The organism is Pseudomonas sp. X4, from assembly GCF_040784925.1.
GTDB classification, from domain to species: domain Bacteria; phylum Pseudomonadota; class Gammaproteobacteria; order Pseudomonadales; family Pseudomonadaceae; genus Aquipseudomonas; species Aquipseudomonas putida_Z.
On record NZ_CP160798.1, the window covers coordinates 2120127 to 2144663 of the forward strand.

Sequence of the window (24537 nt, forward strand, 5' to 3'; positions counted from 1 at the left end):
GATACTGCTTTCTATTCAGGTGCGAAGATCTTACCCGGATTCATGATGCCGTTAGGGTCGAACACGGCCTTTATTGCCTTCATGCAGGCGATTTCTTCGGGCGAGCGGCTGTAGCCCAGGTAGTCTCGCTTGGTCATGCCCACGCCGTGCTCGGCCGAGATCGAGCCGTTGTAGCGCTTGACGATATCGAACACCCACTTGTTGACCTTGGTGCACGAAGCGAAGAAGTCATCCTTGCTCATGTGCTCGGGCTTGAGGATGTTCAGGTGCAGGTTGCCGTCGCCGATGTGGCCGTACCACACCACTTCGTAATCCGGGTAATGTTCGGCCACGATGGCGTCGATATCGCGCAGGAACGCTGGCACTTTCGACACAGTGACGGAAATGTCGTTCTTGTACGGGGTCCAGTGCGAGATGGTTTCCGACAGGTACTCGCGCAGTTTCCACAGGTTTTTCAGCTGGGTCTCGCTCTGGCTCATCACCCCGTCCAGCACCCAGCCTTGCTCGACGCAGTGCTCGAAGGTGGCCAGGGCTTCGTTGGCCACCTCCTCGGTGCTGGCCTCGAATTCCAGCAGCGCATAGAACGGGCAGTCGGTCTCGAACGGCGCCGGCACATCGCCACGCGCCAGGATCCTGGCCAGGCCCTTGTCGGAAAAGAACTCGAAGGCGGTCAGGTCCAGCTTGCCCTGGAAGGCATGCAGCACCGGCATGATCGAGTCGAAATCCGGGGTCCCCAGCACCATCGCGGTGAGGTTGCGCGGCGCACGGTCCAGACGCATGGTGGCCTCGACCACGAAGCCCAGGGTACCTTCGGCACCGATGAACAGCTGGCGCAGGTCGTAGCCGGTGGCGTTCTTGATCAGGTCCTTGTTCAGCTCCAGCAGCTCACCCTTGCCGGTGACCACTTTCAGCCCGGCCACCCAGTTGCGGGTCATGCCGTAGCGAATCACCTTGATTCCGCCGGCATTGGTGCCGATATTGCCGCCAATCTGGCTGGAGCCGCTGGAGGCGAAGTCCACCGGGTAATACAGGCCCTGTTCTTCGGCGTAGGCCTGCAGCTGGCGGGTAATCACCCCAGGCTGGCAGACCACGGTGCGGTCGAAGGCATTGAAGCCGAGAATCTGGTTCATGTAGTCGAAGGCGACCACCACTTCGCCATTGGCCGCCACGGCGCCTGCGGAAAGCCCGGTACGCCCGCCCGACGGCACCAGCGCCACCTTGTGCGTATTGGCCCAGCGCACGATCGCCTGCACCTGCTCCACCGTCTTGGGGAAGACGATGGCGCTGGGCGCCGGTGGGTAATGCTTGGTCCAGTCCTTGCCATAGGCTTCCAGGGAAGCTGCGTCGGTCAGGACCTTGCCAGGGTCGACAAGGGTCATCAGTTCATCAATAGCAGCGGGGTGGGTCATCGCTGGAACTCTCGACTTATTCATAGTCACCCTGAGCACTCTTCACCTGTCGGGATAAGCTCAGATTGTGTCGCGTATGCTAGCATAGCCCTCCCGCTGTTCATGCTAAGGCTGCCTTTGCGCCTGGCATCACCCTCGCCATTTTTTCTCCGGGATACAGGTTTACGCAGATGAGCAAGACTTCTCTCGACAAGAGCAAGATCCGGTTCCTTCTTCTTGAAGGTGTGCACCAGAACGCGGTCGATACCCTCAAGGCCGCCGGCTACACCAACATCGAATACCTCACTGGTTCGCTGCCGGAAGCCGAGCTGAAGGAAAAGATCGCCGACGCCCACTTCATCGGCATCCGTTCGCGCACCCAGCTGACCGAAGAGATCTTCGACTGCGCCAAGAAACTGGTCGCCGTTGGCTGCTTCTGCATCGGCACCAACCAGGTCGACCTGGAAGCTGCCCGCGAGCGCGGTATCGCCGTGTTCAACGCGCCATACTCCAACACCCGTTCGGTAGCCGAACTGGTACTGGCCGAAGCCATCCTGCTGCTGCGCGGCATCCCCGAGAAGAACGCTTCCTGCCACCGTGGCGGCTGGATCAAGAGCGCGGCCAACTCCTTCGAAATCCGCGGCAAGAAGCTGGGTATCGTCGGTTACGGCTCGATCGGCACCCAGCTGTCGGTCCTGGCCGAGAACATGGGCATGCAGGTGTATTTCTACGACCCGCTGACCAAGCTGCCACTGGGCAACGCCGTGCAGGTCACCAGCCTGAACGAGCTGCTGGGCCTGGCCGACATCGTTTCGCTGCACGTGCCTGAGCTGCCGTCCACCCAGTGGATGATCGGCGAGAAGGAAATCCGCGCGATGAAGAAGGGCGCGATCCTGATCAACGCCGCACGCGGCACCGTGGTCGAGCTCGACCACCTGGCCGCCGCCATCAAGGACCAGCACCTGATCGGCGCCGCCATCGACGTGTTCCCGGTGGAGCCGCGCTCCAACGACGAGCAGTTCGAAAGCCCGCTGCGTGGCCTGGACAACGTGATCCTGACCCCGCACATCGGTGGTTCCACTGCCGAAGCCCAGGCCAACATCGGCCTGGAAGTGGCCGAGAAACTGGTCAAGTACAGCGACAACGGTACCTCGGTATCCTCGGTCAACTTCCCGGAAGTTGCCCTGCCGGCGCACCCAGGCAAGCACCGCCTGCTGCACATCCACGAAAACATCCCTGGCGTGCTCAGCGAGATCAACAAGGTCTTCGCCGAGAACGGCATCAACATCTCCGGTCAGTTCCTGCAGACCAACGAGAAAGTCGGTTACGTGGTGATCGACGTTGACGCCGAGTACTCCGACCTGGCGCAAGAGAAGCTGCAACAGGTCAAGGGCACCATCCGTTCCCGCGTCCTGTTCTAAGTTCGCTGGCGGCATGAAAAAGGGAGGCCCTGGTGGCCTCCCTTTTTTTGCCTGTGACATTGGTGTCGCCTGCTTCGCGGGCGAGCCCGCGAAGAACCCGACACCTATTTCACGTCGACAGTAATCTTCTGCGACACGACGCTCGGCTTGAACGGCACGTGATACTGGTCACCCAGCACCAGCTGCAGGGTGTGCTTGCCCGGGGTGAGGGTAATGCTGGTCTCGGTCTGCGCCTTGCCGAAGTGCAGCACTTGCGGGCCATCCGGCAGCGCGGTGCCGGCCTGTGGCATCAGGCTGGATGGCAGCGCCATGTCGGCCACCGGCTCTTTATCCACATCCACCAGCAGGTGGTGGTGCCCGGTGTGCGGGGTGCTGTCGCCCGCAGGCTTGAGCGCCATGCCCTCGATGCCGAACTTGACGGTGAAGGTCTTGTCGACCGTGGCGCCATCGGCGGGGGAAACGATGAAGACCTTGGCATCCTTGGGCGGCTCCTGGCTCTTCAGGGCATCTGCGGCACTGGCGAACATTGACGCTCCCATCAACAGACCAGCAACGGCAGCACGCGAAAATAGGCTGTTCATTCACTTCTCCTGTGATTCACTTATTGACCGCCGCCAGTATTCCAGTGGCGGCGGTGGTTCACCTTAGTTGATATGTTTGCCCAGATGTTCACATCGTCAGGCAGAAATATTTCAATCCGGGTTAAACAATGCCGAGGCTTCAAGGTCATAGGCTGCGCTCGACCACGGCGAGGAAGAAAGCCGTGGCGAAGGTTATTCATCTGCCAAAGAGAAAAGGGGCTTTAATGCGTTCGATCATAGGAGTAATGCTGGCGGTACTGATCACGCCATTGGCTCAGGCCGAGCTGATAGACGAAATTGCCGACCGGGGCGAACTGCGCATTGCCGTACAGGCCGACAACTCGCCGTACGCATTCAAGGAAAATGACCACCTGACCGGTTTCGAGATCGAGTTTGGCCAGGACCTGGCCAAGGAACTGGACCTGCGCGCCGAGTTCATCGAAGCCCCTGCGGCAGAGGTACTGCCCGGTGTCGAGAGTGGCAAGTACGACATCGCACTGACCCCGTCGAGCGAATCGCCCAAAGGTGACGGCCAGCTCGATGTGAGCCTGCCGTTTGGCGAGAAGCAGCTGGTGATCCCGTTCCAGAAGGACAACCCGGCGTTCGAGAGCGCGGTTAACAATGCACTGCAGCGGCTCAAGGACAGCGGGCGGACTGCCGAGCTTGAGCAGAAGTGGTTCAAGGGTGTGCCTGAGACTGCGGCCGGGCAATAGGATTTTTGCTGCCTGTACCGGCCTCTTCGCGGGTGAACCCGCTCCCACAAGTTCTCCACAGCCCTCAAGGCTTGTGATGTCCCTGTGGGAGCGGGTTCACCCGCGAAAGGGCCGGTACAGGCTTAAGCTGAAAGCCCGGCCAGAGCCTGCTGTGCCTCGTCCAGCTCCAGCTCGCTGAACACCATTACCCCCGCCCGCCGCAGCAATGCCGTGGTCACCCCTTCCCCGGCCACCTTCACACCACTGAACGTGCCGTCATAGGTCAACCGGTTGCCACACGAAGGGCTTCCAGCCTTCAGCACGGCCACACGAATGCCATACCGGTGCACCAGCTCCAGCGCCCGCTGCGCCCCGGCCAGGAACTCGGCGCTGACATCCTCGCCCGTCACCGTCAGCACCTGCGCGCCACCGTCGAGCACCTCCCCGCCCTGCCCGCCCGGTATCTCTGCAGGCGGCCGTGGGGTCGGCAAGCCACCCGCCACTTCCGGGCACAACGGCACCACGCGCCCTTCGGCCTGCCAGCGCTGCAACAGGTCGGGGTGGCCACTGGCGCGGCCGTCATAGCGCACCGGTTGCCCCAGCAGGCAGGCGCTGACCAGCACCTTGGGCAGGTCAGAACGGGTCATTGCCACGGCGCCGGAACCAGCCGGTCAACGAAAGCCGCTCACGCCCTGCCGGCAGCACCTCATGGGGCACCTCGCCCGACAGGAACACCACCAGGCAGCCCGCCACCGGCTCGACATCATGCTCGACACCGTCCGCCAGGAACATGCGCAACTGGCCACCGTCCTGCGGCTGCCAGCCTTCATTCAGGTACAGGACTGCCGACACCATGCGCCGGTCATCATCGCGGAAGCGGTCCAGGTGGCGGCGATAGAACGCCCCTGGCGGGTACAAGGCAAAATGGCACTCGAAGTCTTCCAGGCCGAGGTACAAGCCCTGGTTGATGGCCTGGCGCAGCTGGTCCATGGCGCTCAGGTACTGGTCGCAGGCCTCGGCCTGGCCAGGGTCGATCCATTGGATCTGGTCGCCGCGAATGGCCTCGCGCACCTCCTGGGCAGCACCGCGCCCAACCCCTGCAGGGTTGAGTTCGCCTTCGGCATCACGGCGCCGGCACTCGGCCGCGAGCGCGCGCACCAGGTCGGCAGGCAGAAAAAGCGCCTGCTGGGACCAGCCATGGGTGACCAGATCGTCGACGACGGCCGCAAGCATCGGGTGTTCAGGGGAGATGTGCATGGCGCGCATCATATCCATTAGCCATGCCGGCGCACAGCGCCACTTGGCCGAGAAGCACGCGGATATCTCGACAAACCGGCGCCCGGCCACGGACAATAGCCACCTGCCGACAGGAGTCCTGAATGCGCCGTCTGTTTTCCCTGATTCTGCTGATGATCTGCACCGTGCCTGTCTGGGCAGACAACCTGGATCAACTGTACAAGGCCGCCGGCTGGCCCGACCAGCGCGCCCATTTCAATGATGCCCTGACCGCCGCCCAGGAACGCTACCGCAACAGTTTGCCACCCGCCGTGTACCAGGCGCTGGTAAACAACAGCAACCAGCGCTTCCAGGCCCAGGCGGTGGACCGTCGCGCCCAGGCGCAGCTGCGCGCAACCCTGGCCAACCCGGCACCAGCGCTGGCCTTCTTCCGGTCGCCGCTGGGGCGCAAGGTGGTGGCTGCGGAGCTCAAGGCCACACGCAAGGACGAACTGGCCAGGAATGCCAAGGGCTTGCCGAAGATCCAGGCCAGCGATGACCGCCTGCTGATAATCGGCCACCTGGCCCAGGCCCTGCCGGCGCGCGAAGCCGGCGCCGAAGTGAGCCTGGCCATCGCCGGCGTGGCGGCCGACAGCCTCAGCTCGATGATCCCCGGCCTGTTCGGCGGCGGCCAGGCCCAGAACCTGCTCGACGGCCAGCGCCAGCGCCTGATGGGCCAGATCGGCGAAGACCTCAACAACACCCTGCTGTATGTCTATCGCGACCTGTCCGATGCCGAGCTGGAAGAGTTCGCCACCTTTGCCGAGTCGCCAGACGGCAAGGCTTACTACCAGGCCGCCCTGGCCGCCGTTCGCGCAGGCCTGGCGGTTGGCCAGAGCAGCAGCGACCTGAAGTGATCAGCCCAGGCGCTGATCGATGAAGTCGAAGTAGCGCTGGCGAATGCCCGGCAGCTCGTTGGCCAGGTGGTGACGGGCCTCGGGCAGCATCAGAATCTGCGGTTCGGCGAACTTGGCCTTGAGCACTTCGAGGTTGTAGGGCCAATCCACTGTGCCATCCGCTTCTCCTTGCACGATCAACGGCCGCCGCGTGCTGCGCGGCGCGGCCTCGATGCGTTTGACCCAGGCAATCAAGGCACCCACCCAGGCTGTAGGCAGGCGGCGCGGTTGCAGCGGGTCGGCTTCGAGGAACGGCAGGAAGGTCGGGTCATTGGTGTTCTCGCTGAAGCGCCGCTCGATGCCATTCACGAAGTGACGCAACACGCGATAGCTCAGCTTCGACCAGCGCCAGGCACAGGGCCGCACCAGCGGCGCCAACAGGATGACCTGGCCATCGATGGGGCTGCGCGCGCCTTGGTACAACAGGTGGTCCACGGCGATGGCGCCACCGGTGCTTTGCCCGCACAGGTGCCAGGGGCGCGGCAGTTGCAGCGTGCGCGCCTGTTCGAACAAAGCCTCCAGCACTTGCTGGTAAACCGCGAAATCACTGATGCTGGCCCGCTCGCCGCTGGACAGGCCATGGCCGGGCAGGTCGCAACTGATCACGGCGAAACCCTGTTTGAGCGCCCAATCGATCACATGCCGGTAGAGGCCCATATGGTCGTAATAGCCGTGCAGCAGGAACAGCGTCGCGCTCGGCTGCTCGGGTAGCCAGGCCTGCCCGACCAGCTCGAAGCCTGCGGCCTGGAAGCCGCCCAGCCAGCTGCGGGCCGACAGGTTCAGGCCATAGAAGCGCTGGTAGTCCTGCGCCTGCGCCGACAACGGCTGGCGAGCGGTCAACGGCGCCAGGCTGGTGCGCAGGAGGTCGGGGTGAAAGGCAGCGGGCATCGGGTACATCCACAGTGAAGCAAGTATTGATCTGGGATATTCAGCTCTGGCTGGCGTCGTGGCAAGCTTGGACTATGTGTCACCTGTACCGGCCCTATCGCCGGCAAGCCAGCTCCCACAGGTTGCCTACCGGCCTCAGGCCTGGTGATATCCTGTGGGAGCTGGCTTGCCGGCGATAGGGCCAGTGAACCCACACAAGAAACCCACAGACATCCATGCCGACCCGCCTTGCCAAACCAGTCCTGATCGCCCTCGCCTTGCTGCTCTGCACCACTTTGGTCTGGCAGGCCTACACCACCTTCCAGGCCCGCTACCTGCGCCCGTTCGACAACCAGGCCACGCTGTTCGACGGCAGCCAGCTGCAGTTGCCCCCCGAGCTGGCCGGCCCCGGCCCGATCCGGGTAGTGCATTTCTGGGACCCTGCCTGCCCGTGCAACGTCGGCAACCAGCAGCATCTGGGCGACCTGGTCAACCAGTTCGCCAGCCAGGGCGTGACCTTCCACGTACTGCAAAAGCCCGACAGCCACGGCCAGCTGCCCGCCAACCTCACCGCCCTCAAGCCACTCGCCAGCGTGCCCGGCAGCGAACACCTGCCCGCCTCCCCGGCCGTGGCCATCTGGGACCGGCAAGGCCACCTGGCCTATTTCGGCCCCTACAGCGAAGGCGCCGTGTGCAATGCCAGCAACAGCTTCATCGAGCCGATCCTCAAGGCACTGCTCGACGGCCGCCAGGTGAGTGCCTCCAATACCCTGGCGGTAGGCTGCTACTGCCCCTGGGCCGGCTGACGCACCCGCGCAGGGTTGCCCACCACCACCGCGCCTGCCGGCACGTCACGGGTGACCACACTACCGGCACCCACCACGGCGTTATCGCCAATGGTCACCCCCGGCAGGATGATCGCCGCGCCGCCGATCCACACGTTGTTGCCGATGGTCACCGGCCGGCCACTCTCCAGCCCAGTGCGGCGCACCTCGGGGTCGAGCGGGTGGTCGGCGGTATAGATTTGCACGTTGGGGCCGATCTGGCAGTCATCACCGATACGCACCGGCAGCACATCCAGGATCACGCAGTTGAAATTCATGAAGGTGTTGCGGCCGACGCTGATGTTGTAGCCATAGTCGCAATAGAACGGCGGGCGGATCACCGCGCCTTCGCCGACCGGGCCAAAGTGCTCTACCAAAAGCCCATGACGTGCGTCGTTGAGCAAATCGACACTGCTGTTGTAGCGGTGCATCCAGTGCTTGTTGGCGATCTGCTCGGCCTGCAGCTCGGGGCAGCCAGCATGATAGAGCTGGCCTGTAAGCATTTTCTGTTTTTCGCTGAGGGACATGGAAACTCCTTCCTGGGGCTATGCTCTGTTCGCGAATCCGCCGATCATCGGACCACATTTTTCGCTTGAACGCACAAGGAGCCTGCATGAAGCGCAGCCTGACCCTGTTGGCCGTGGTGGTTGCCGTGGCCGCCGGCGCCGGATACTGGTACGTGCAGGGCAAGCTGCCGCAACGCGAGGGCGAGGTGGCCATTGCCGGCCTGCAGGCGCCGGTCAGCGTGCGCTACGATGCCCGCGGCGTGCCGCACCTGCAGGCGCAGAGCGAGCCGGACCTGTACCGTGCCCTCGGTTACGTGCATGCCCAGGACCGGCTGTTCCAGATGGAGATCCTGCGCCGCCTGGCCCGGGGTGAGCTGGCCGAGGTGCTGGGCGACAAGCTGCTGCCCACCGACACCCTGTTCCGCAGCCTGCGCATTCGCGAACAGGCAGCACTGATGGCCAAGCGTCAGGACCGGCAATCGCCCGCCTGGCAAGCCCTGCAAGCCTACCTCGACGGGGTGAACAGCTGGCAGGCCAGCCACCCCAAGCCCATGGAATTCGACCTGCTCGGCATCACCCCGCGCCCATTCAGCGCCGAAGACACCCTGAGCATCGCCGGCTACCTGGCCTACAGCTTTGCCGCCGCGTTTCGCACCGAGCCCGCGCTGACCTACATCCGCGACCAGCTGGGCCCTGAGTACCTGAACATCTTCGATCTCGCCTGGCAGCCCGAGGGCGCCTTGAGTACACCGCTAGCCGCTGCCGACTGGCAAAGCCTGGAGGCCCTCGCCCGCCTCAGCCATGACGCGCTGGGCGATGCGGGCATCCCGCAATTCGAGGGCAGCAACGCCTGGGCCGTGGCCGGCAGCCGCACCCGCAGCGGCAGGCCGCTGCTGGCCGGCGACCCGCACATCGGTTTTGCGGTGCCGGCAGTGTGGTACGAGGCCGAGCTGTCGGCGCCGGGCTTCAACCTGTATGGCTACTTCCAGGCGCTAAACCCGTTCGCCCTGCTCGGCCACAACCGCGACTTCGGCTGGAGCCTGACCATGTTCCAGAACGACGACGTCGACCTGATCGCCGAGCGCACCAACCCGGCCGACGCCAACCAGGTGATGGTCGATGGCAAATGGCAGGCGCTGGAAAAGACCGAGCAACAGATTGCCGTCAAAGGCGAAGCACCGGTCACCCTCAGCCTGCGCCGCTCGCCCCATGGCCCGATCGTCAACGACGTGCTGGGCGCCACTGCCGGGCCCACGCCAATCGCCATGTGGTGGGCGTTCCTGGAAACCGAAAACCCGATCCTCGACGGGTTCTACCAGCTCAACCGCGCCGATACCTTGGGCAAGATGCGCGAGGCCGCGGCCAAGGTGCATGCGCCGGGGCTGAACCTGGTGTGGGCCAATGCCCGGGGCGATATCGGCTGGTGGGCGGCGGCGCAGTTGCCGATCCGCCCCGACGGCGTCGACCCCGCGTTCATCCTTGACGGTGCCAGTGCGCAGGCCGACAAGCTCGGCTTCTATCCCTTCAGCGTCAACCCGCAACAGGAGAACCCGGCGCGCGGCTACATTGTCTCGGCCAACTACCAGCCTCCGGCGGCGGTGCCGATACCCGGTTACTACAACCTGCCGGACCGAGGCCGCCAGCTCGACCGCCACCTGGCCAACGCCGAGGTGAAGTGGGATACCCAAAACAGCCAGGCGCTGCAGCTGGACACTGCCAGCGACCATGGCCCGCGCACCCTTGCACCCCTGCTGGCAACGCTGCGCGCAGTGGCCGAAGGTGACGAAGAAAAGGAGCTGGTCGAGCAACTGGCAGCCTGGAGCGGCGACTACCCACTCGACTCGACCAGTGCCACGCTGTTCAACCAGTTCCTCTACGAGCTGGCATTCGCGGCCCTGCATGACGAGCTGGGCGACACCTGGTTCCCGGTGCTGATCAGCACCCGCGCCATCGACGCAGCCCTGCCGCGCCTGGCGGCGGATGCCGATTCCCCGTGGTGGAACACCCGCGGAGCCAACCAGCGCACCGACCGTACCGCCGTGGTGCGCACTGCGTGGCAGAACAGCTTGAAGCACCTGCGGGAGACCCTGGGCAGTGACCCGGCCAGCTGGCAGTGGGGCAAGGCCCATACCCTGACCCACAACCACCCGCTGGGGGTTAAAAAGACGCTGAACCTGCTGTTCAACGTCGGCCCGTTCGCCGCACCGGGCACTCATGAAGTGCCGAACAACCTCTCGGCGAAGATCGGCCCGGCGCCATGGCCGGTGACCTATGGGCCGTCGACGCGGCGGCTGGTCGACTTTGCCGATGCCGGGCAGGCGCTGACCATCAACCCGGTCGGGCAGAGTGGCGTGCCGTTCGACAGGCATTTTGCGGATCAGGCCGAAGGGTATGTGCAGGGGCAGTACCAGAAAGCGCAGATGGGGGTGATTCCGGCGCAGAGTACCTTGCGTCTGGTGCCAGCACCGTAGGGGTTGCCTTGCAGCCCCCGACATTTTCGAATTCCCTACAACACTTCCAGCCGAGACCCACTGCATGCAAAGACACTTCATCGAAATCGACGGCGCCCGCATGAGCTACATCGACCAGGGCCAGGGTTTTCCGGTCCTGCTCGGCCACAGCTACCTGTGGTCCGCCACGATGTGGCAGCCACAAATCGAAGCCTTGTCAGCACACTTCCGCGTCATCGTCCCCGAGCTGTGGGGCCACGGCGGCTCCGATGCTCCGCCTGCCACGACCATCGACATGAACAGCCTGGTCCGCCAGCACCTGACGTTGCTGGACAAACTGGAAATTGCCAAGTGCCACCTGGTCGGGCTGTCGGTAGGCGGTATGTGGGGCGCACCGCTGGCCGCTACCCATCCTGAACGAATTGATCGCCTGGTGCTCATGGACACTTACCTGGGCGCCGAGCCGGAGGAGACTCGGCTCAAGTACTTCGCCTTGCTGGATGCCGCCAGCGAAGCCGGCGAATTCAGCGACCTGCTGCTCGACATCATCGTGCCTATTTTTTTCCACGCAGGCGGCCAGACCGTGCCTGAAATCCGTGAGCGGTTTCGTGCTCAGCTGAAGGCAAGCAGTGCACAAACCATTCGCGAGAGCCTCGATCCCATGGGGCGGATAATCTTTGGACGACACGACCTGCTGGAGCAACTCGAGCAGCTGCCGAGCGAGAGAACCATCCTGATGTGCGGCGACCAGGACATTCCGCGGCCGCCGGAAGAGTCCAATGAAATGGCGCGGATCATTGGCTGCCTGGCGGCGCAGATTCCGTTTGCGGGGCATATCTCCAGCCTGGAGAACCCGCGGGTGGTGAATGAATTCTTGCTGAATTGGCTACCGCGTAACCACTGAGATTACCGGGGCTGCTTTGCAGCCCTTGTGGGAGCGGGTTCACCCGCGAAGCAGGCAACGCGGTGCATGGCACCGGCTTCGCCGGTGTTCGCGGGTGAACCCGCTCCCACAATGGCCTTATTTACCTGACTAGCCCTGCCACTTGCCCCCTTCCACAATCACGCTTTCCGGCTTGGTGTCATCGCTCAGTTCCTTGCGCACATACTGGTCATACAGCTTCAGCAGAAACTTCTCCTCCCCCAGCTTGGCCAGCTCGGCATTCACCCAGTCACGCAGCTCGGTGTTGCCCTTCTTAACCGCCGGTGCAATCGGTGCCTCGTCACCCAGCAGCTCAGGCAGCACGCGGTACCCCGGGTTCTGCTTGGCCCAGCTGAACAGAATCAGGTTGTCCTGCGCATAGGCATCGCCACGCCCGGTGGCCAGTGCCTGCAGCGACTCGCTGTTCTTCTCGAACTTGAGCAGTTTCCAGTCCGGGTGGTTCTTGGTCAGCCAGATATCAGCGGTAGTGCCGGTGGTGACGATGATGGTCTTGTCGGCCAGGTCGTCGAGCTTCTGCACCGGGCTGCCATCCGCGACGATGACCTGCACGGCAACGCGCAGGTTGGGGTTGGTGAAGTCCACCGCTTCCTTGCGCTCCGGGGTCACGGTCATGTTGGCGAGGATCAGGTCGACCTTGTCGCTCTGCAGGAACGGGATACGGCTGGCCGGCTCCACGGCAACGAACTCGACCTTGTTTTCATCACCCAGCAGGTCCTTGGCCAGGCGCCGGCCGATATCGGTGTCAAAGCCCACGTAGCGGCCCTGCTCATCGACGAAACCGAACGGTGGCTTGTCGGTGAACACCCCGACAATCAGCTTGTCGCGGGCCTTGATGGTTTCCAGGTAGCTGGTGGCCGGCGAGGCCGCCGCGGGCTTGGGTGGTTCTTCAGCCTTGTTGCAGCCGGCCAGCAGGGCCAGGCCGAACAACGGCGCCAGCAGTTTGGTGAGGTTGGCAGTTTTCATGACAGTTCCTTGTGCAGTGTCTTCGGCAGGCTTTCTACGAAGGAGAATTTCTCCAGGAACTGCTGCGCGCGTGCGGTCCGCGGTCGTGTGAAGAAGCTCTCGGGGTCGCCCTGTTCAAGGATCCTGCCGGCCTCCATGAACACGATGCGGTCGGCCACCGCGCGAGCGAAGGCCATTTCGTGGGTAACGATAAGCAAGGTCATGCCGTCGCGGGCCAGGCCCTGGATCACCTGCAGCACCTCCTTGACCATTTCTGGGTCGAGGGCCGCGGTAACCTCGTCGAACAGCATCACCTCGGGGTTCATGCATAGCGAACGCACGATGGCGATGCGCTGTTGCTGGCCCCCGGACAACTGCCGGGGAAAGGCGTCGCGCTTGTCCAGCAGGCCGACCCGCGCCAGCAACGCCTCGGCCTGGGCCTGGGCTTCGGCGCGCTCGCGCCTTTGCACCTTGAGCGGGCCAAGCAGCAAGTTGTCGATCACGCTCATGTGGCCGAACAGGTGATAGCTCTGAAACACCATGCCGACCCGCTGGCGGATCTCGCGCCAATCGGTGCGCGGGTCGAGCAGCTCCTGCCCGGCCAGGCGCAGGTGGCCACCGTGGGCCTGCTCCAGGCCGTTGAGGCAGCGCAGCAGCGTGCTTTTGCCACAACCGCTGGGGCCGAGGATGACCACCACCTCGCCGGCCGCCACCTGGAGGTCGACGTCCTTGAGCACCTGGTGCTCGCCAAAGAACTTGTTGAAACCCTGGAATTCGATCAATGCGCTCATGAGTGGGCCCAGCGGCGTTCCAGCACGCGTGAAGCGGCGGACAGCGGATAGCAGACGATGAAGAAGAACAGGAACAAGGCGCCGTAGATCAGCACCGACTCGTAGGTGCGCTCGATGATCTGCTGGCCGGCCTTGATTACCTCGACCACGCCGATCAGCACCGCCAGCGAGCTGGTCTTGATGATCCGCGTGTAAATGTTGATGGTCGGTGGGGTCATGCGCTTGAGCGCCTGTGGCAACAGCACGTAGCCATACAGCTGCCAGCCGGCCAGGCCGATCGACAACCCCGCCTCGCGCTGGCCGCGCGGCAGCGAGCGCAGCGCGCCACGCACCACCTCGCCCACCTCGCTGGCGCCCCACAGGCCCAGCACCAGTACCGCGCACCAGAAGCTGGGGATGCTCAGGGCCAGGAAGATCGGCAGGCCGAAGAACACCAGGTACAGCCAGACCAGCACCGGGATGGCACGGAACAGCTCCAGGTACACCTGCAAAGCAATGTTCAGGGCCCGGTTGCCCAAGGTTGCCAGTACTCCATAAAGCACACCGCCCAGCGTCGCGAAGAGGATGCCCAGCGCAGAGATGGCCAGGGTCTGCGCCGCGCCGCCAGCCAGCTGCGGCAATGCCTGCAGCAGCAGTTCAGACGCCGAACTGGCCATGTTGCAGCCTCCTTTCGACATAGCGCAGCAGCAACGACAGCGGCAGGAACAGCAGCACACAGAGCAGGGTCAGCACGGTGAGCATTTCATAGGTCTTGTAGTACAGCGCGATGTAGTTCTTGGTGGTGTAGAGAATTTCCGGCACGGCCACCGCCGACACCACGGTGGTTTCCTTGAGCAGGAAGATGAAGTTGGCAAACAGTGCCGGCAGGCTGAGGATGCCGGCCTGGGGCAACACCACATGGCGCAGCAGCTGGCCTTCGGACAGGCCGATGGAGCGCCCGGACTCCAGCTGGGCACGGGGCACGGCCTCGATGCCGGCACGCAGCACCTCGGTGAGGTAGGCACCGCCCATGAAGGTCATGGTGATGATCGCTGCGGCAAAGCCGGAAATCTTCAGGCCCAGGCTGGGCAAGGCGAAGTAGACGAAGAACAGCTGGATCAGCAGCGGCGTGTTGCGGGCCAGCTCCACGTAGGCTTTTACCAGGCGCGACAGGTACGGGGTGCGTAATACCAACAGTGTGGCGTTGACCAGGGCGACCAGCAGCGAGGTGGCGATGGCGATCAGGCCGACCTGCAGGGTCACGCCCACGGCCTTGAGGAAGGCGGGCAGCGTGCCGAGGATGAATGCGGTGTCGAGGGTCATGGTGAAGCAGGTCTGCAGGGTGCGCGTGGGCACGATAGCTAGACTCTAATGATCTAAAAACTTTTTGATAAATACCTTTGTAGCATATGCATATCACTGAGAGTTCCGCGCTGGATGCATGTACTGACGGCGCACGCAGGACCTTGTGGGAGCGGGTTTACCCGCGAAGCAGACAACGCGGTGGATGGCACGGGCTTCGCCCGTGTTCGCGGGTAAACCCGCTCCCACAGGTAACTATGCCCACAAATAAAAACGCCGACACAAGGGTGTCGGCGTTGGGTCATGCAAGGTAATGCAAGCGCATCAGAACGCCGGCAGCACCGCACCTTGGTACTTCTTGGCGATGAATTCCTTCACTTCCGGGCTGGTCAGGGCCTTGGCCAGTTTCTGGATGGCTTCGCTGTCCTTGTTGTCCGGGCGGGCGACCAGGAAGTTCACGTATGGCGAGTCGCTGCCTTCGATTACCAGCGCGTCCTTGGCCGGGTTCAGGCCGGCTTCCAAGGCGTAGTTGGTGTTGATCATGTCCAGGTCGACCTGGTCCAGCACGCGCGGCAGCATGGCCGACTCAAGCTCGCGGAACTTCAGCTTCTTCGGGTTCTCGGCAATGTCCTTGGGGGTGGCCAGGGCATTCTTCGGGTCCTTCAGGGTGATCAGGCCAGCCTTCTGCAACAGCAGCAGGGCTCGGCCGCTGTTGCTGCCCTCGTTAGGGATGGCAACGGTAGCGCCTTCTTTCAGTTCGCTCAGGCTCTTGACCTTCTTCGAGTAACCACCGAAGGGTTCGACGTGCACGCCGATCACGGTATCCAGGTGGGTGCCCTTGCCTTCGTTGAAGTTCTGCAGGTACGGCAGGGTCTGGAAGTAGTTGGCGTCCAGGCGCTTCTGGTCAACCTGCACGTTCGGCTGCACGTAATCGGTGAAGACCTTGATCTGCAGGTCCACACCTTCCTTGGCCAGGGTCGGCTTGATCAGCTCGAGGATTTCGGCGTGCGGTACCGGGGTGGCGGCAACCACCAGTTTCTCGGCGGCGGCAGCCAGGCCGGCAAACGACAGGGCAGCAGCCAGGGCAGTGGTCAGCAGGGTCTTCTTCATGGTGGTCCTTGTTCTGGTCTGGGCCATCGACGATGGCGAATCGGGTGCCCAACCGGTTCACCAGCGGGCGTGAGGCGGACAATACCCAGATTTTTTATTCCGTAACAATATCTTTTATTTAGCTTCTTATTCCAAAAACAAACTGCCATCAACCACTTTGCTTATGAGCGATGTCTAGCGCGCGGGGTTTGGCAGGTCGAGGTCTTCAGCCAGGATCTCTTCGCCGTCATTCACCAGCAAGGCGAAGTGGATGACGTTCTCCAGTTCACGGGTGTTGCCGGGCCAAGGGTGTGCCTCGAGCGCCTGCTGCGCCGCCTCGCTCACCAGCGGCACAGGCCGTTGCAGGCGCACGCTGTAGATGCCCACGAAGTACTCGGCCAACGGCAGGATATCGCCCGGCCGCTCGCGCAGTGGCGGCAGCTCCAGCGCCCCCTCGCGCAGGTATTGGTACAGGCGCTCATTGAAGCGCCCCGCGCGCACCACCCGCGCTAGGTCGATACTGGTAGCGGCCACAAGGCGCACGTCCACCGGTTGCGGCTGCTGCGCGCCCACCCGGGTAACCTCGCGGTTTTCCAGGGCAGCCAGCAGCTTGCCCTGGATGGCCAGCGGCAAGTCGGCGATCTCGTCCAGGTACAACGTGCCGCCGTTGGCCGAGCCGAACCAGCCGGCACGGCTGCTGGCTGTGCCACCCTGGCTGCCGGCACTGTAGCCGAACAGCTCGGCATCGGCGTAGGTGGGGCTGATGGCAGCGCAGTTGACCGACACGAACAACCCGCTGCGGTCACTGGCACGGTGGATCTGCCGAGCCAGCAGTTCCTTGCCGGTACCGGTTTCGCCACGGATCAGCACTGGCAAGGGTTGTGGCGCCAGGTGCTCGAGCTCCTCGCGCAACTGCTGCGAACGTGGGTCGATAAACACCAGCGCCTTGGCGCGGATGCTCAGCGGGCTCTTGTCCAGCTCAGGGAAGGTCAGCAACGGCTGGCCAAAAGGGTTTTGAAAAGTCATGACGAACTCCCGCCCCAGGCCTTCAATGGCCGGGCGTCAGGCAAACGGTAAACAGTAAGGGCGATCAGGCGCGGCGCAGTGCGCGCTGCTCGACCCGGCTCTGCAAGCGATACAAGTAGGCGAAACCCTGTTCCCAGCGCTCATGGCCGGACTTGACGTTGATGTGCCCGGCGTTGGTCAGCAGCCCTGCTTCGGCGCCCCAGACCTGGGCCAGGTACAACGCCCTTGGCACGCTTACGGCCGGGTCGTTGTCCGAGCTGACCACCTGGCTGGGGAATGGCAGTGCTTCGGTCGGGATCGGCGCGAAGTTGCGCAGAGCCGGCGCGCAGGTTGGCCGCTCTACGTCAGCGGGTGCCACCAGCAGCGCACCACGTACCCGCCGCAGCAGGGCCGGGCTGGCTTGCGCGGCCCAATGAGCGACGGTTATGCAGCCCAGGCTATGGGCAATCAGAATCACCGGCGAGCGCTCGGCGGCAATCGCCTGCTCCAGTGCCTGCACCCAGTCCTGGCGTTGCGGGGTCAGCCAGTCGTGCTGCTCGACCCGGGCACTGTTGGGCAGGGTGCGCTGCCAGTGACTTTGCCAATGGTTGTCTGGCGATCCTTGCCAGCCCGGCACAATCAGGTAACGAATCGACTCATTGCGCATGGGGACGCCTCCAGTGAGTTTGCGTGCTTGGAGACAAGTATAGGGAGGGAGTTATATCAGTAAAGGAATAAGAAGCTATTTATTAATAACCAAAAATGCAATCCTTGTGGGAGCGGGTTTACCCGCGAATGCGTCGGTGATGCCTACATCGCATTCGCGGGTGAACCCGCTCCCACAGGGGGCATTGATAGCCATGAAATCCGGCCAAAAAAAAGGGCCATCCCCTGCCAAGAGATATGGCCCCTAAGCACTTGCCTGAAGAAAGTTGACGAGTTCAGCGCGCGGTAATCACCGCCAGCTTGCTGATCCCCGCACGTTCGATAGCCGCCATGGCCCGCGCCACTTCACCGTAGTTCACGCCGTCATCGGCCTGCAGCTGTACGCGCACGTCCACGTCCTTGTCCTTGGCGGCCTTTAGGCTGGTTTCCAGCAGGTCGGGCTGGATCTCGTCCTTGTTGATGAACAACTTGCCGTCACCATCGATGCTGACCACCAGCGGGTCCTTCTGCTCCACCGGGGCCACGGCCTCGGTCTTGGGCAGGTTGATGGGGATGGCATTGGTCAGCAGCGGCGCGGTGACGATGAACACCACCAGCAGCACCAGCATGACGTCCACCAACGGCGTGACGTTGATTTCACTGAGAACTTCGTCGCTGTCCTGGGTCGAAAAGGCCATGTCAGGACGCCTCCTTCACCGGTTGGGTGAAACCGGCCTGGGGCCTGTGCACGGCCGGGTGCACCAGCACGCGGAAAGCACTCTTCTGCGCCAGGCTGTAGAAGTCGTGGGCGAAGTCATCGAGGTCGGCCGCGGTGAGCTTGAGGCGGCGCAGGAAGTAGTTGTAGACCAGCACCGCCGGCACCGCGACGGCGATACCCACGCCGGTGGCCACCAGTGCCGCGCCGATCGGCCCGGCCACGGTTTCCAGGCTGGCGGAACCGGCCGCGCTGATGCCCTTGAGTGCTTCCATGATGCCCCATACGGTGCCGAACAGGCCGATGAAGGGCGAGGTACTGCCAATACTGGCAACCACCGCCAGGCCGGTTTCCAGCGAACGGCGCTCACGCACGATCTGCTGGCGCAGGGCGCGCTCCAGGCGGTCCTGATGGTTGATGGCGTGGCTCAGGTCATTGGCCTGGCTGTCACCGACGGCGATGGCGGCATAACCGGCCTGGGCAACACGGGCGGCAGGGCCAGGCAGGTCGTGGCTGGGCTCGGCAGCCGAGTCCAGGCTCGAGGCGGCCCAGAATTGCTGGTGGAAGCGTTTGTCCTGGTTCTTCAGCCGCACGAACTGCACGACCTTGACCAGGGCCAGGCCCCAGGTGGCGACAGAAAAACCGACCAGCAGCCAGATGACTGCGCTTTCAACGGATTCGAGGGGGGATGCCAGCAGGCTCATGATGATGTCTTCCTGTGTTCTGCGAAAAAGTTAGCGAAGCTTGAAATCGATCGGCACGCTGACCCAGCCGGTCTGGGCCACGTCGCCCTGCTTGGCAGGCACGAAACTCCAGCGCTTGACCGCGGCCAGTGCGGCAGCGTCGAGGGCATCACGACCGCTGCTCTTCTGGATCTGGATCTGCCCGGGCTTGCCGCTGGGCAGCACCTCGACGCGCAGCAGCACGGTGCCTTCCCAACCGCGGCGCTGGGCCATCTGCGGGTACTCCGGCGCCGGGTTCTTCAGGTACGCCGCGTTGGCCGATGCCGGGGTGACCGGGGCGGGTGGCGCTGGCGGTGCCGGGGCAGCCACAGGGGCTGGCGGCGGCGCTTCGACCGGCTTGGGCTGCGGTTTGGGCTGTTGCTTGACCACCGGCTTGGGCACGGGCTTTGGCTTGGGTTTGGGCTTGGCGGCCAGCTCGTCGACCACCGGCGGAGGTGGCGGCTGGACCACCGGCGGTGCCGGGGCTGGTGGCGGTGGCTCGACTACAGGCGGTGCCGGCGCGGCGAACTCGATGGTCATCGGCGGTACTTGCGGTGGCACCACCGGCAGCTCGGGCGTTGGTGCCTGGCTGACCCAGTACGCTGCAGCGCCATGCAGGGCCAGCACCAGCAGGCCCAACACCAGCTTGTCGCGGCGCTTGAGCCCGCTGACAGGCGTGCGTTGCAGGCGCAGCTGGCCAAGCGGGAGGCGAAGCGTGCGTCCAAGGTCGACCAGGTCACCCGGTGCCGGGCGCCATGGCTGGTCGTAGGCCCTGACGGCCGACTGGACATTACCCATTGATCAAACTCCTGGGGTCTCGATTCAGGTGTGTGGCTGAATCATCGCGGCCAGGGGCTTATCTCTTAAAGTAATGTTTAAAATTATAGTTAGAACTTTACTGAATATAGTTTTTTAGGGATTGTGGCAAAGCCGCGGAATTCGCGGGCTGTGGCCGGGCGGGTTTTCAATCATGCATTGCCGGCATGCGAAATATTCGCGTAAGGCATGAGATTGCCGCGAGGGCTGCGCCCTCGATCGCCGGCAAGCCAGCTCCCACAGATGTGGGAGCTGGCTTGCCGGCGATGGGCTGCAAAGCAGCCCCGGCAATCCATCAGGCATAAAAAAGCCCAGTAGCAACCCTGGGCTTTTTCATCATCAAAGGCGACTCAGATATCCGCCACCTTCTGCCAAACCTTCGGCCGGAAGAACAATGTCTCCCCCCGCGCCAACCCGGTCAGGCTGTCATGGTCCTTGACCACCTCTGCCTCGATCAGCTCGCTCTGCCCTTCCACCTTCAAGGTCACCCGCGTGGTCGCGCCCAACGGCCGGATATCCCGCACCTCGGCCGCATGGTGCCCTTCGGTCTCGTGTCGCGACAGCGACACTTCGTGCGGGCGGAACAGCACATGATGCCCTTCGCTCAGGGCCAGGCGGTTGGAATCACCGAGGAAGTGGTAGACGAAATCGTTGGCCGGGTGCTCGTACACCTCGCCCGGCGAGCCGATCTGCTCGATCACGCCCTTGTTCATCACCACGATGCGGTCAGCCACCTCCATGGCTTCTTCCTGGTCGTGGGTGACGAACACCGACGTCAGGTTGATGTCCTCGTGCAGGCGTGCCAGCCAGCGGCGCAGCTCCTTGCGCACCTTGGCATCCAGCGCACCGAAAGGCTCGTCCAGCAACAGCACCTTGGGCTCCACCGCCAACGCACGGGCCAGGGCGATACGCTGGCGCTGGCCACCGGACAACTGCTCGGGGTAGCGGTCGGACAGCCAGTCCAACTGCACCATGTTCAGCAGTTCATGCACCTTCTCGGCTATCTTGCTCTCGCTCGGGCGCTCGCCCTTGGGCTTCATGCGCAGGCCGAATGCGACGTTGTCGAACACACTCATGTGGCGGAACAACGCGTAGTGCTGGAACACGAAACCGACGTTGCGGTCGCGCACGTCATGGCCGGACACGTCCTCGCCATGGAACACGATATTGCCCTGGTCGGGGGTTTCCAGGCCGGCGATGATGCGCAGCAACGTGGTCTTGCCGCAGCCGGACGGGCCGAGCAGGGCCACCAGCTCGCCGCTGTTGATGTCCAGGTTGATGTTGTCCAGGGCCTGGAAGCTGTTGAAGCGCTTGCTGACGTTACGAACTTCGATCGACATGAATCATTCCTCCGCGGCGCTGTGGCGCAGGCGGTTAATACGGTTCTCGCTCCACTGCTTGAGCAGCAGGATGAAGAGCGCCAGGATCAGCAGCAGGCTGGCCACGCTGAAGGCCGCGACATGGTTGTACTCGTTGTAGAGGATCTCCACGTGCAGCGGCAAGGTGTTGGTCACGCCGCGAATGTGGCCGGACACCACCGACACCGCGCCAAACTCGCCCATGGCCCGCGCGGTGCACAGCACCACGCCGTAGATCAGGCCCCATTTGATGTTCGGCAGGGTCACGTGCCAGAACATCTGCCAGCCATTGGCGCCGAGCAGGCGCGCGGCCTCCTCTTCCTGCGTGCCCTGCTCCTGCATCAGCGGGATCAGCTCACGGGCCACGAACGGTACGGTGACGAAGATGGTGGCCAGGACGATGCCCGGCAGGGCGAACACGATCTGGATATCGTGGTCCTGCAGCCACGGCCCGAACAGGCCTTGCGCACCGAACATCAGCACGTAGACCAGGCCGGCGATCACCGGCGATACCGAGAACGGCAGGTCGATCAGGGTGACCAGGATACTCTTGCCACGGAAAGTGTACTTGCTCACGCACCAGGCGGCGCTGACGCCGAACACCAGGTTCAGCGGTACCGAAATGACCACGGCGAGCAGGGTCAGCTTCAGCGCCGACAACGCGTCAGGCTCGAAGATCGCTTCGAAGAAGGTGCCAAAGCCGTTCTTCAGCGCCTGCGATACCACGATCACCAGTGGCAGCAGCAGGAACAGCGCGAACACCAGCCAGCCAAGGCCGATCAGGATACGCCGCGAAGTGGCGCTGCCCCGGCGGGCGGCGTTGGCGGCGGCGGTTGCATTCAGGGATGAACTGGACATGCCGGCCTCCTTCAAGGGGTTTCGATGCGGCGCTGCAGCAGGTTGATCAGCAGCAGCAGGATGAAGGAAACCACCAGCATGAGCACGCCGATGGAGGTCGCGCCGGTGTAGTCGTACTGGTCGAGCTTGACCATGATCAGCAGCGGCAGGATCTCGGTCTTCATGGGCATGTTGCCGGCAATGAAGATCACCGAACCATACTCGCCCACGCCGCGGGCGAAGGCCAGGGCAAAGCCTGTCAGCCAGGCAGGCAGCAGCGCTGGCGCCAGCACATGGCGGAACACCTGCAGCGGCTTGGCGCCCAGGCAGGCGGCGGCCTCCTCCACTTCACGCGGAATGTCGGCCAGTACCGGCTGCACCGTCCGCACCACGAACGGCAGGGTGACGAAGGTCAGCGCCAGGGTGATGCCCAGCGGGGTGTAGGCGATCTTGAAACCCAGGTCGGTGGCGAACTGGCCGACCCAGCCCGAAGGCGCATACAGGGCGGTCAGGGCGATACCGGCTACGGCCGTGGGCAGGGCGAACGGCAGGTCGATCATCGCATCGATGATCTTGCGCCCGGGGAAGGTGTAGCGCACCAGCACCCAGGCCAGCAGGGTGCCGATCACTCCGTTGATGATGGCGGCGAACAGGGCGGTGCCGAAACTCAGCTTGAGCGCGGCGATCACCCGCGGCGCACTGATGACGCTCCAGAACTGCTCCCAGGTAAGCTGCGCGGCATGCACGAACATGGCGGCCAGCGGTATCAGCACGATCAGGCTGAGGTACACCAAGGTGTAGCCCAGCGTCAGCCCGAAGCCGGGTATGACGGGGGAAATGCGGCGTGACATAAATATCCCTGGTTGAACGCACGAAACCCGGGACAGATCCCGGGCCGGTGCAAGCTTCTGAATCCTGGGGCTGCTTTGCAGCCCATCGCAGGCAAGCCAGCTCCCACAAGGATCGCGCAGCCCTGGGGCCTGTGGTAATCCTGTGGGAGCTGGCTTGCCGGCGATGGGCCGCAGGGCGGCCCCGCTTTTCCTTGGCCCTTACTGTGCCTGATAGATCTGGTCGAACACACCGCCATCATTGAAGAATTTAGGTTGTGCAGTCTTCCAGCCACCAAAGTCCTTGTCTATGGTCACCAGGTCCAGTTTCGGGAACTGCTTGCCGAACTCGGCAGCGACCTTCTCGTCACGCGGGCGGTAGAAGTTCTCGGCGGCGATCTTCTGCCCGGCCGGGCTGTACAGGTGCTTGAGGTATTCGTTGGCAATCTCGGTATTGCCCTTCTTCTCGGCGTTCTTGTCCACCACCGCCACCGGCGGCTCGGCGAGGATCGACAGCGACGGCACGACGATCTCGAACTTGTCGGCGCCACCGTCTTCCTTCAGTGCCAGGAAGGCTTCGTTTTCCCAGGCCAGCAGCACATCGCCCTGGCCGTTATTGACGAAGGTGATGGTCGAGCCACGGGCGCCGGTGTCCAGCACCGGTACGTGCTTGAACAGCTCCTGCACGTAGGCCTTGGCTTTCTCTTCGCTACCGCCGGTCTTCAGGCCATAGGCCCAGGCAGCCAGGAAGTTCCAACGGGCGCCGCCGGAGGTTTTCGGGTTGGGGGTGATGACCGACACGTCCTTCTTGATCAGGTCGCCCCAGTCCTTGATGCCTTTCGGGTTGCCCTTGCGCACCAGGAACACGATGGTCGAGGTGTACGGGGTGCTGGCATCCGGCAGGCGGGTCTGCCAGTTGTCCGGCAGGGTCTTGCCAAGCTTGGCGACTTCATCGATGTCGCCGGCCAGGGCCAGGGTCACCACGTCGGCACGCAGACCATCGATCACCGCACGGGCCTGCTTGCCCGAACCGCCGTGGGATTGCTGGATCTTCACCTTGTCGCCCGGGTGGGCCTGTTGCCAGTGCTTGATGAACTCGGCGTTGTACTGCTGGTACAGCTCGCGGGTCGGGTCGTAGGACACGTTCAGCAGTTCGTAGTCCTTGGCGATGGCGGAACCGGCAAAAACAGCACTGGCCAGGGCGGCGAGCGCATAACGGCGGATGGACATGGTGAAGCTCCCGATTGGCATTTTTCTAGTTTTGAATGTGTGGTGCGATCAGCCGGTCTTGTTGCCGGGCTGCTGCAGGCGGAACTTCTCCTTGCGCTCGATCTGCACGACCTGAGCGTTGTGCACGGTAATCTCCACCGCACCGAATCGCAGGTCGCGCAGAGCGCTCTGGATTTCACGCAGAATGGTGGCTTCGTCCTGACCGTCGATGCTACGCAGAGATGCACTCATGCTCGTTCTCCTTGGAGTGAGGGTGCCGGGCTGAGGTTTGAAGGGGATTTGCGCCTGGCTTGAGGGCAATAGTAGTGAGGTGGGGTTATTCTTAAAAATACTGTTTAAGAATGTTTATATAACCAAAAACAAAAGACAATTTCGAAGGCGACGGTAGGCCCTGTGGGAGCGGGTTCACCCGCGAATGCGGCGGTGGTTCCACCAT

The 24537-nt window shown here is 63.3% G+C and carries 27 protein-coding genes; 6 read left to right on the top strand and 21 right to left on the bottom strand.

Annotation, left to right across the window (positions count from 1 at the left end; genetic code table 11):
- Nucleotides 1-11 precede the first annotated feature (11 nt).
- On the bottom strand, nucleotides 12-1409 hold the full coding sequence (locus ABX298_RS09275; RefSeq protein ID WP_286100730.1) for an FAD-binding oxidoreductase: 1398 nt from the start codon (nucleotides 1407-1409) through the stop codon (nucleotides 12-14).
- A 170-nt stretch (nucleotides 1410-1579) separates the two neighbouring features.
- On the opposite strand from ABX298_RS09275, the gene serA reads away from it, so the two are divergent.
- Complete coding sequence (serA, locus tag ABX298_RS09280; RefSeq protein ID WP_085664325.1) at nucleotides 1580-2809, top strand: phosphoglycerate dehydrogenase; 1230 nt, start codon at nucleotides 1580-1582, stop codon at nucleotides 2807-2809.
- 104 nt (nucleotides 2810-2913) lie between these two features.
- Here the strand turns inward: serA and ABX298_RS09285 are convergent, their stop codons facing one another.
- Nucleotides 2914-3390 carry a DUF4399 domain-containing protein gene (locus ABX298_RS09285; protein ID WP_025341008.1) on the bottom strand — a complete coding sequence of 159 codons (477 nt, stop codon included), beginning with the start codon at nucleotides 3388-3390 and terminating at the stop codon, nucleotides 2914-2916.
- Nucleotides 3391-3614: 224 nt separating this feature from the next.
- On the opposite strand from ABX298_RS09285, the gene ABX298_RS09290 reads away from it, so the two are divergent.
- On the top strand, nucleotides 3615-4103 hold the full coding sequence (locus ABX298_RS09290) for an ABC transporter substrate-binding protein (protein ID WP_085614574.1): 489 nt from the start codon (nucleotides 3615-3617) through the stop codon (nucleotides 4101-4103).
- A 122-nt stretch (nucleotides 4104-4225) separates the two neighbouring features.
- On the opposite strand, the gene ABX298_RS09295 is transcribed toward ABX298_RS09290, so the two are convergent.
- Together ABX298_RS09295 and ABX298_RS09300 are read right to left on the bottom strand one after the other, a co-directional pair.
- On the bottom strand, nucleotides 4226-4729 hold the full coding sequence (locus tag ABX298_RS09295; RefSeq protein ID WP_286100731.1) for a DUF523 domain-containing protein: 504 nt from the start codon (nucleotides 4727-4729) through the stop codon (nucleotides 4226-4228).
- On the bottom strand, nucleotides 4716-5348 hold the full coding sequence (locus tag ABX298_RS09300; protein ID WP_317408939.1) for a 2OG-Fe(II) oxygenase: 633 nt from the start codon (nucleotides 5346-5348) through the stop codon (nucleotides 4716-4718). The genes ABX298_RS09295 and ABX298_RS09300 overlap by 14 nt, the downstream gene beginning before the upstream one ends.
- A 113-nt stretch (nucleotides 5349-5461) precedes the next feature.
- Here ABX298_RS09300 and ABX298_RS09305 point away from each other — a divergent pair, with 113 nt between their 5' ends.
- Entirely contained in the window at nucleotides 5462-6214 is a 753-nt protein-coding gene (locus ABX298_RS09305) for a DUF2059 domain-containing protein (RefSeq protein ID WP_003258544.1), read from the top strand.
- On the opposite strand, the gene ABX298_RS09310 is transcribed toward ABX298_RS09305, so the two are convergent.
- Complete coding sequence (locus ABX298_RS09310) at nucleotides 6215-7141, bottom strand: alpha/beta hydrolase (protein ID WP_084785297.1); 927 nt, start codon at nucleotides 7139-7141, stop codon at nucleotides 6215-6217.
- A 215-nt stretch (nucleotides 7142-7356) separates the two neighbouring features.
- On the opposite strand from ABX298_RS09310, the gene ABX298_RS09315 reads away from it, so the two are divergent.
- Nucleotides 7357-7926 carry a DUF6436 domain-containing protein gene (locus tag ABX298_RS09315; protein ID WP_085691456.1) on the top strand — a complete coding sequence of 190 codons (570 nt, stop codon included), beginning with the start codon at nucleotides 7357-7359 and terminating at the stop codon, nucleotides 7924-7926.
- Here the strand turns inward: ABX298_RS09315 and ABX298_RS09320 are convergent.
- Nucleotides 7905-8471: a sugar O-acetyltransferase gene (locus tag ABX298_RS09320; protein ID WP_367394337.1), complete on the bottom strand. Its 567-nt coding sequence runs from the start codon at nucleotides 8469-8471 to the stop codon at nucleotides 7905-7907. The genes ABX298_RS09315 and ABX298_RS09320 overlap by 22 nt on opposite strands.
- An 86-nt stretch (nucleotides 8472-8557) precedes the next feature.
- On the opposite strand from ABX298_RS09320, the gene ABX298_RS09325 reads away from it, so the two are divergent.
- Together ABX298_RS09325 and ABX298_RS09330 are read left to right on the top strand one after the other, a co-directional pair.
- Nucleotides 8558-10921, top strand: a complete 2364-nt coding sequence (locus ABX298_RS09325) for a penicillin acylase family protein (protein ID WP_367394338.1) — start codon at nucleotides 8558-8560, stop codon at nucleotides 10919-10921.
- 64 nt (nucleotides 10922-10985) lie between these two features.
- Nucleotides 10986-11804 carry an alpha/beta fold hydrolase gene (locus tag ABX298_RS09330; protein ID WP_367394339.1) on the top strand — a complete coding sequence of 273 codons (819 nt, stop codon included), beginning with the start codon at nucleotides 10986-10988 and terminating at the stop codon, nucleotides 11802-11804.
- A gap of 129 nt (nucleotides 11805-11933) precedes the next feature.
- Here the strand turns inward: ABX298_RS09330 and ABX298_RS09335 are convergent, their stop codons facing one another.
- The 15 genes from ABX298_RS09335 to oscA form a co-directional block, all read right to left on the bottom strand.
- Nucleotides 11934-12806 (bottom strand): transporter substrate-binding domain-containing protein, encoded by an 873-nt coding sequence (locus tag ABX298_RS09335; RefSeq protein WP_367394340.1) that lies wholly within the window; start codon nucleotides 12804-12806, stop codon nucleotides 11934-11936.
- The gene (locus ABX298_RS09340) at nucleotides 12803-13576 is read right to left on the bottom strand and encodes an amino acid ABC transporter ATP-binding protein (protein ID WP_054573408.1); all 774 of its coding nucleotides are present in this window, start codon (nucleotides 13574-13576) and stop codon (nucleotides 12803-12805) included. The genes ABX298_RS09335 and ABX298_RS09340 overlap by 4 nt, the downstream gene beginning before the upstream one ends.
- Nucleotides 13573-14232: an amino acid ABC transporter permease gene (locus ABX298_RS09345; RefSeq protein ID WP_025341019.1), complete on the bottom strand. Its 660-nt coding sequence runs from the start codon at nucleotides 14230-14232 to the stop codon at nucleotides 13573-13575. The genes ABX298_RS09340 and ABX298_RS09345 overlap by 4 nt, the downstream gene beginning before the upstream one ends.
- The gene (locus ABX298_RS09350) at nucleotides 14213-14878 is read right to left on the bottom strand and encodes an amino acid ABC transporter permease (protein ID WP_075047059.1); all 666 of its coding nucleotides are present in this window, start codon (nucleotides 14876-14878) and stop codon (nucleotides 14213-14215) included. The genes ABX298_RS09345 and ABX298_RS09350 overlap by 20 nt, the downstream gene beginning before the upstream one ends.
- Before the next feature lie 303 nt (nucleotides 14879-15181).
- The gene (locus tag ABX298_RS09355) at nucleotides 15182-15967 is read right to left on the bottom strand and encodes a MetQ/NlpA family ABC transporter substrate-binding protein (RefSeq protein ID WP_025341021.1); all 786 of its coding nucleotides are present in this window, start codon (nucleotides 15965-15967) and stop codon (nucleotides 15182-15184) included.
- A 174-nt stretch (nucleotides 15968-16141) separates the two neighbouring features.
- Nucleotides 16142-16972, bottom strand: a complete 831-nt coding sequence (locus tag ABX298_RS09360; RefSeq protein ID WP_286100735.1) for a sigma 54-interacting transcriptional regulator — start codon at nucleotides 16970-16972, stop codon at nucleotides 16142-16144.
- A gap of 64 nt (nucleotides 16973-17036) precedes the next feature.
- Nucleotides 17037-17618: an alpha/beta hydrolase gene (locus ABX298_RS09365; protein WP_013974692.1), complete on the bottom strand. Its 582-nt coding sequence runs from the start codon at nucleotides 17616-17618 to the stop codon at nucleotides 17037-17039.
- A 274-nt stretch (nucleotides 17619-17892) separates the two neighbouring features.
- Entirely contained in the window at nucleotides 17893-18294 is a 402-nt protein-coding gene (locus ABX298_RS09370) for a biopolymer transporter ExbD (RefSeq protein ID WP_025341024.1), read from the bottom strand.
- A 1-nt stretch (nucleotide 18295) separates the two neighbouring features.
- Entirely contained in the window at nucleotides 18296-19015 is a 720-nt protein-coding gene (locus tag ABX298_RS09375) for a MotA/TolQ/ExbB proton channel family protein (protein WP_075046694.1), read from the bottom strand.
- Nucleotides 19016-19045: 30 nt separating this feature from the next.
- The gene (locus ABX298_RS09380) at nucleotides 19046-19831 is read right to left on the bottom strand and encodes an energy transducer TonB (RefSeq protein WP_317408858.1); all 786 of its coding nucleotides are present in this window, start codon (nucleotides 19829-19831) and stop codon (nucleotides 19046-19048) included.
- Nucleotides 19832-20199: 368 nt separating this feature from the next.
- Nucleotides 20200-21189: a sulfate/molybdate ABC transporter ATP-binding protein gene (locus ABX298_RS09385; RefSeq protein WP_013974693.1), complete on the bottom strand. Its 990-nt coding sequence runs from the start codon at nucleotides 21187-21189 to the stop codon at nucleotides 20200-20202.
- A gap of 3 nt (nucleotides 21190-21192) precedes the next feature.
- Complete coding sequence (gene cysW / locus ABX298_RS09390) at nucleotides 21193-22065, bottom strand: sulfate ABC transporter permease subunit CysW (protein WP_025341027.1); 873 nt, start codon at nucleotides 22063-22065, stop codon at nucleotides 21193-21195.
- An 11-nt stretch (nucleotides 22066-22076) separates the two neighbouring features.
- Entirely contained in the window at nucleotides 22077-22895 is an 819-nt protein-coding gene (cysT, locus tag ABX298_RS09395; protein WP_286100736.1) for a sulfate ABC transporter permease subunit CysT, read from the bottom strand.
- Nucleotides 22896-23093: 198 nt separating this feature from the next.
- Nucleotides 23094-24101 carry a sulfate ABC transporter substrate-binding protein gene (locus ABX298_RS09400; protein WP_085621607.1) on the bottom strand — a complete coding sequence of 336 codons (1008 nt, stop codon included), beginning with the start codon at nucleotides 24099-24101 and terminating at the stop codon, nucleotides 23094-23096.
- A 48-nt stretch (nucleotides 24102-24149) separates the two neighbouring features.
- Complete coding sequence (gene oscA / locus ABX298_RS09405; RefSeq protein WP_003258557.1) at nucleotides 24150-24332, bottom strand: sulfur starvation response protein OscA; 183 nt, start codon at nucleotides 24330-24332, stop codon at nucleotides 24150-24152.
- Nucleotides 24333-24537: the final 205 nt, after the last annotated feature.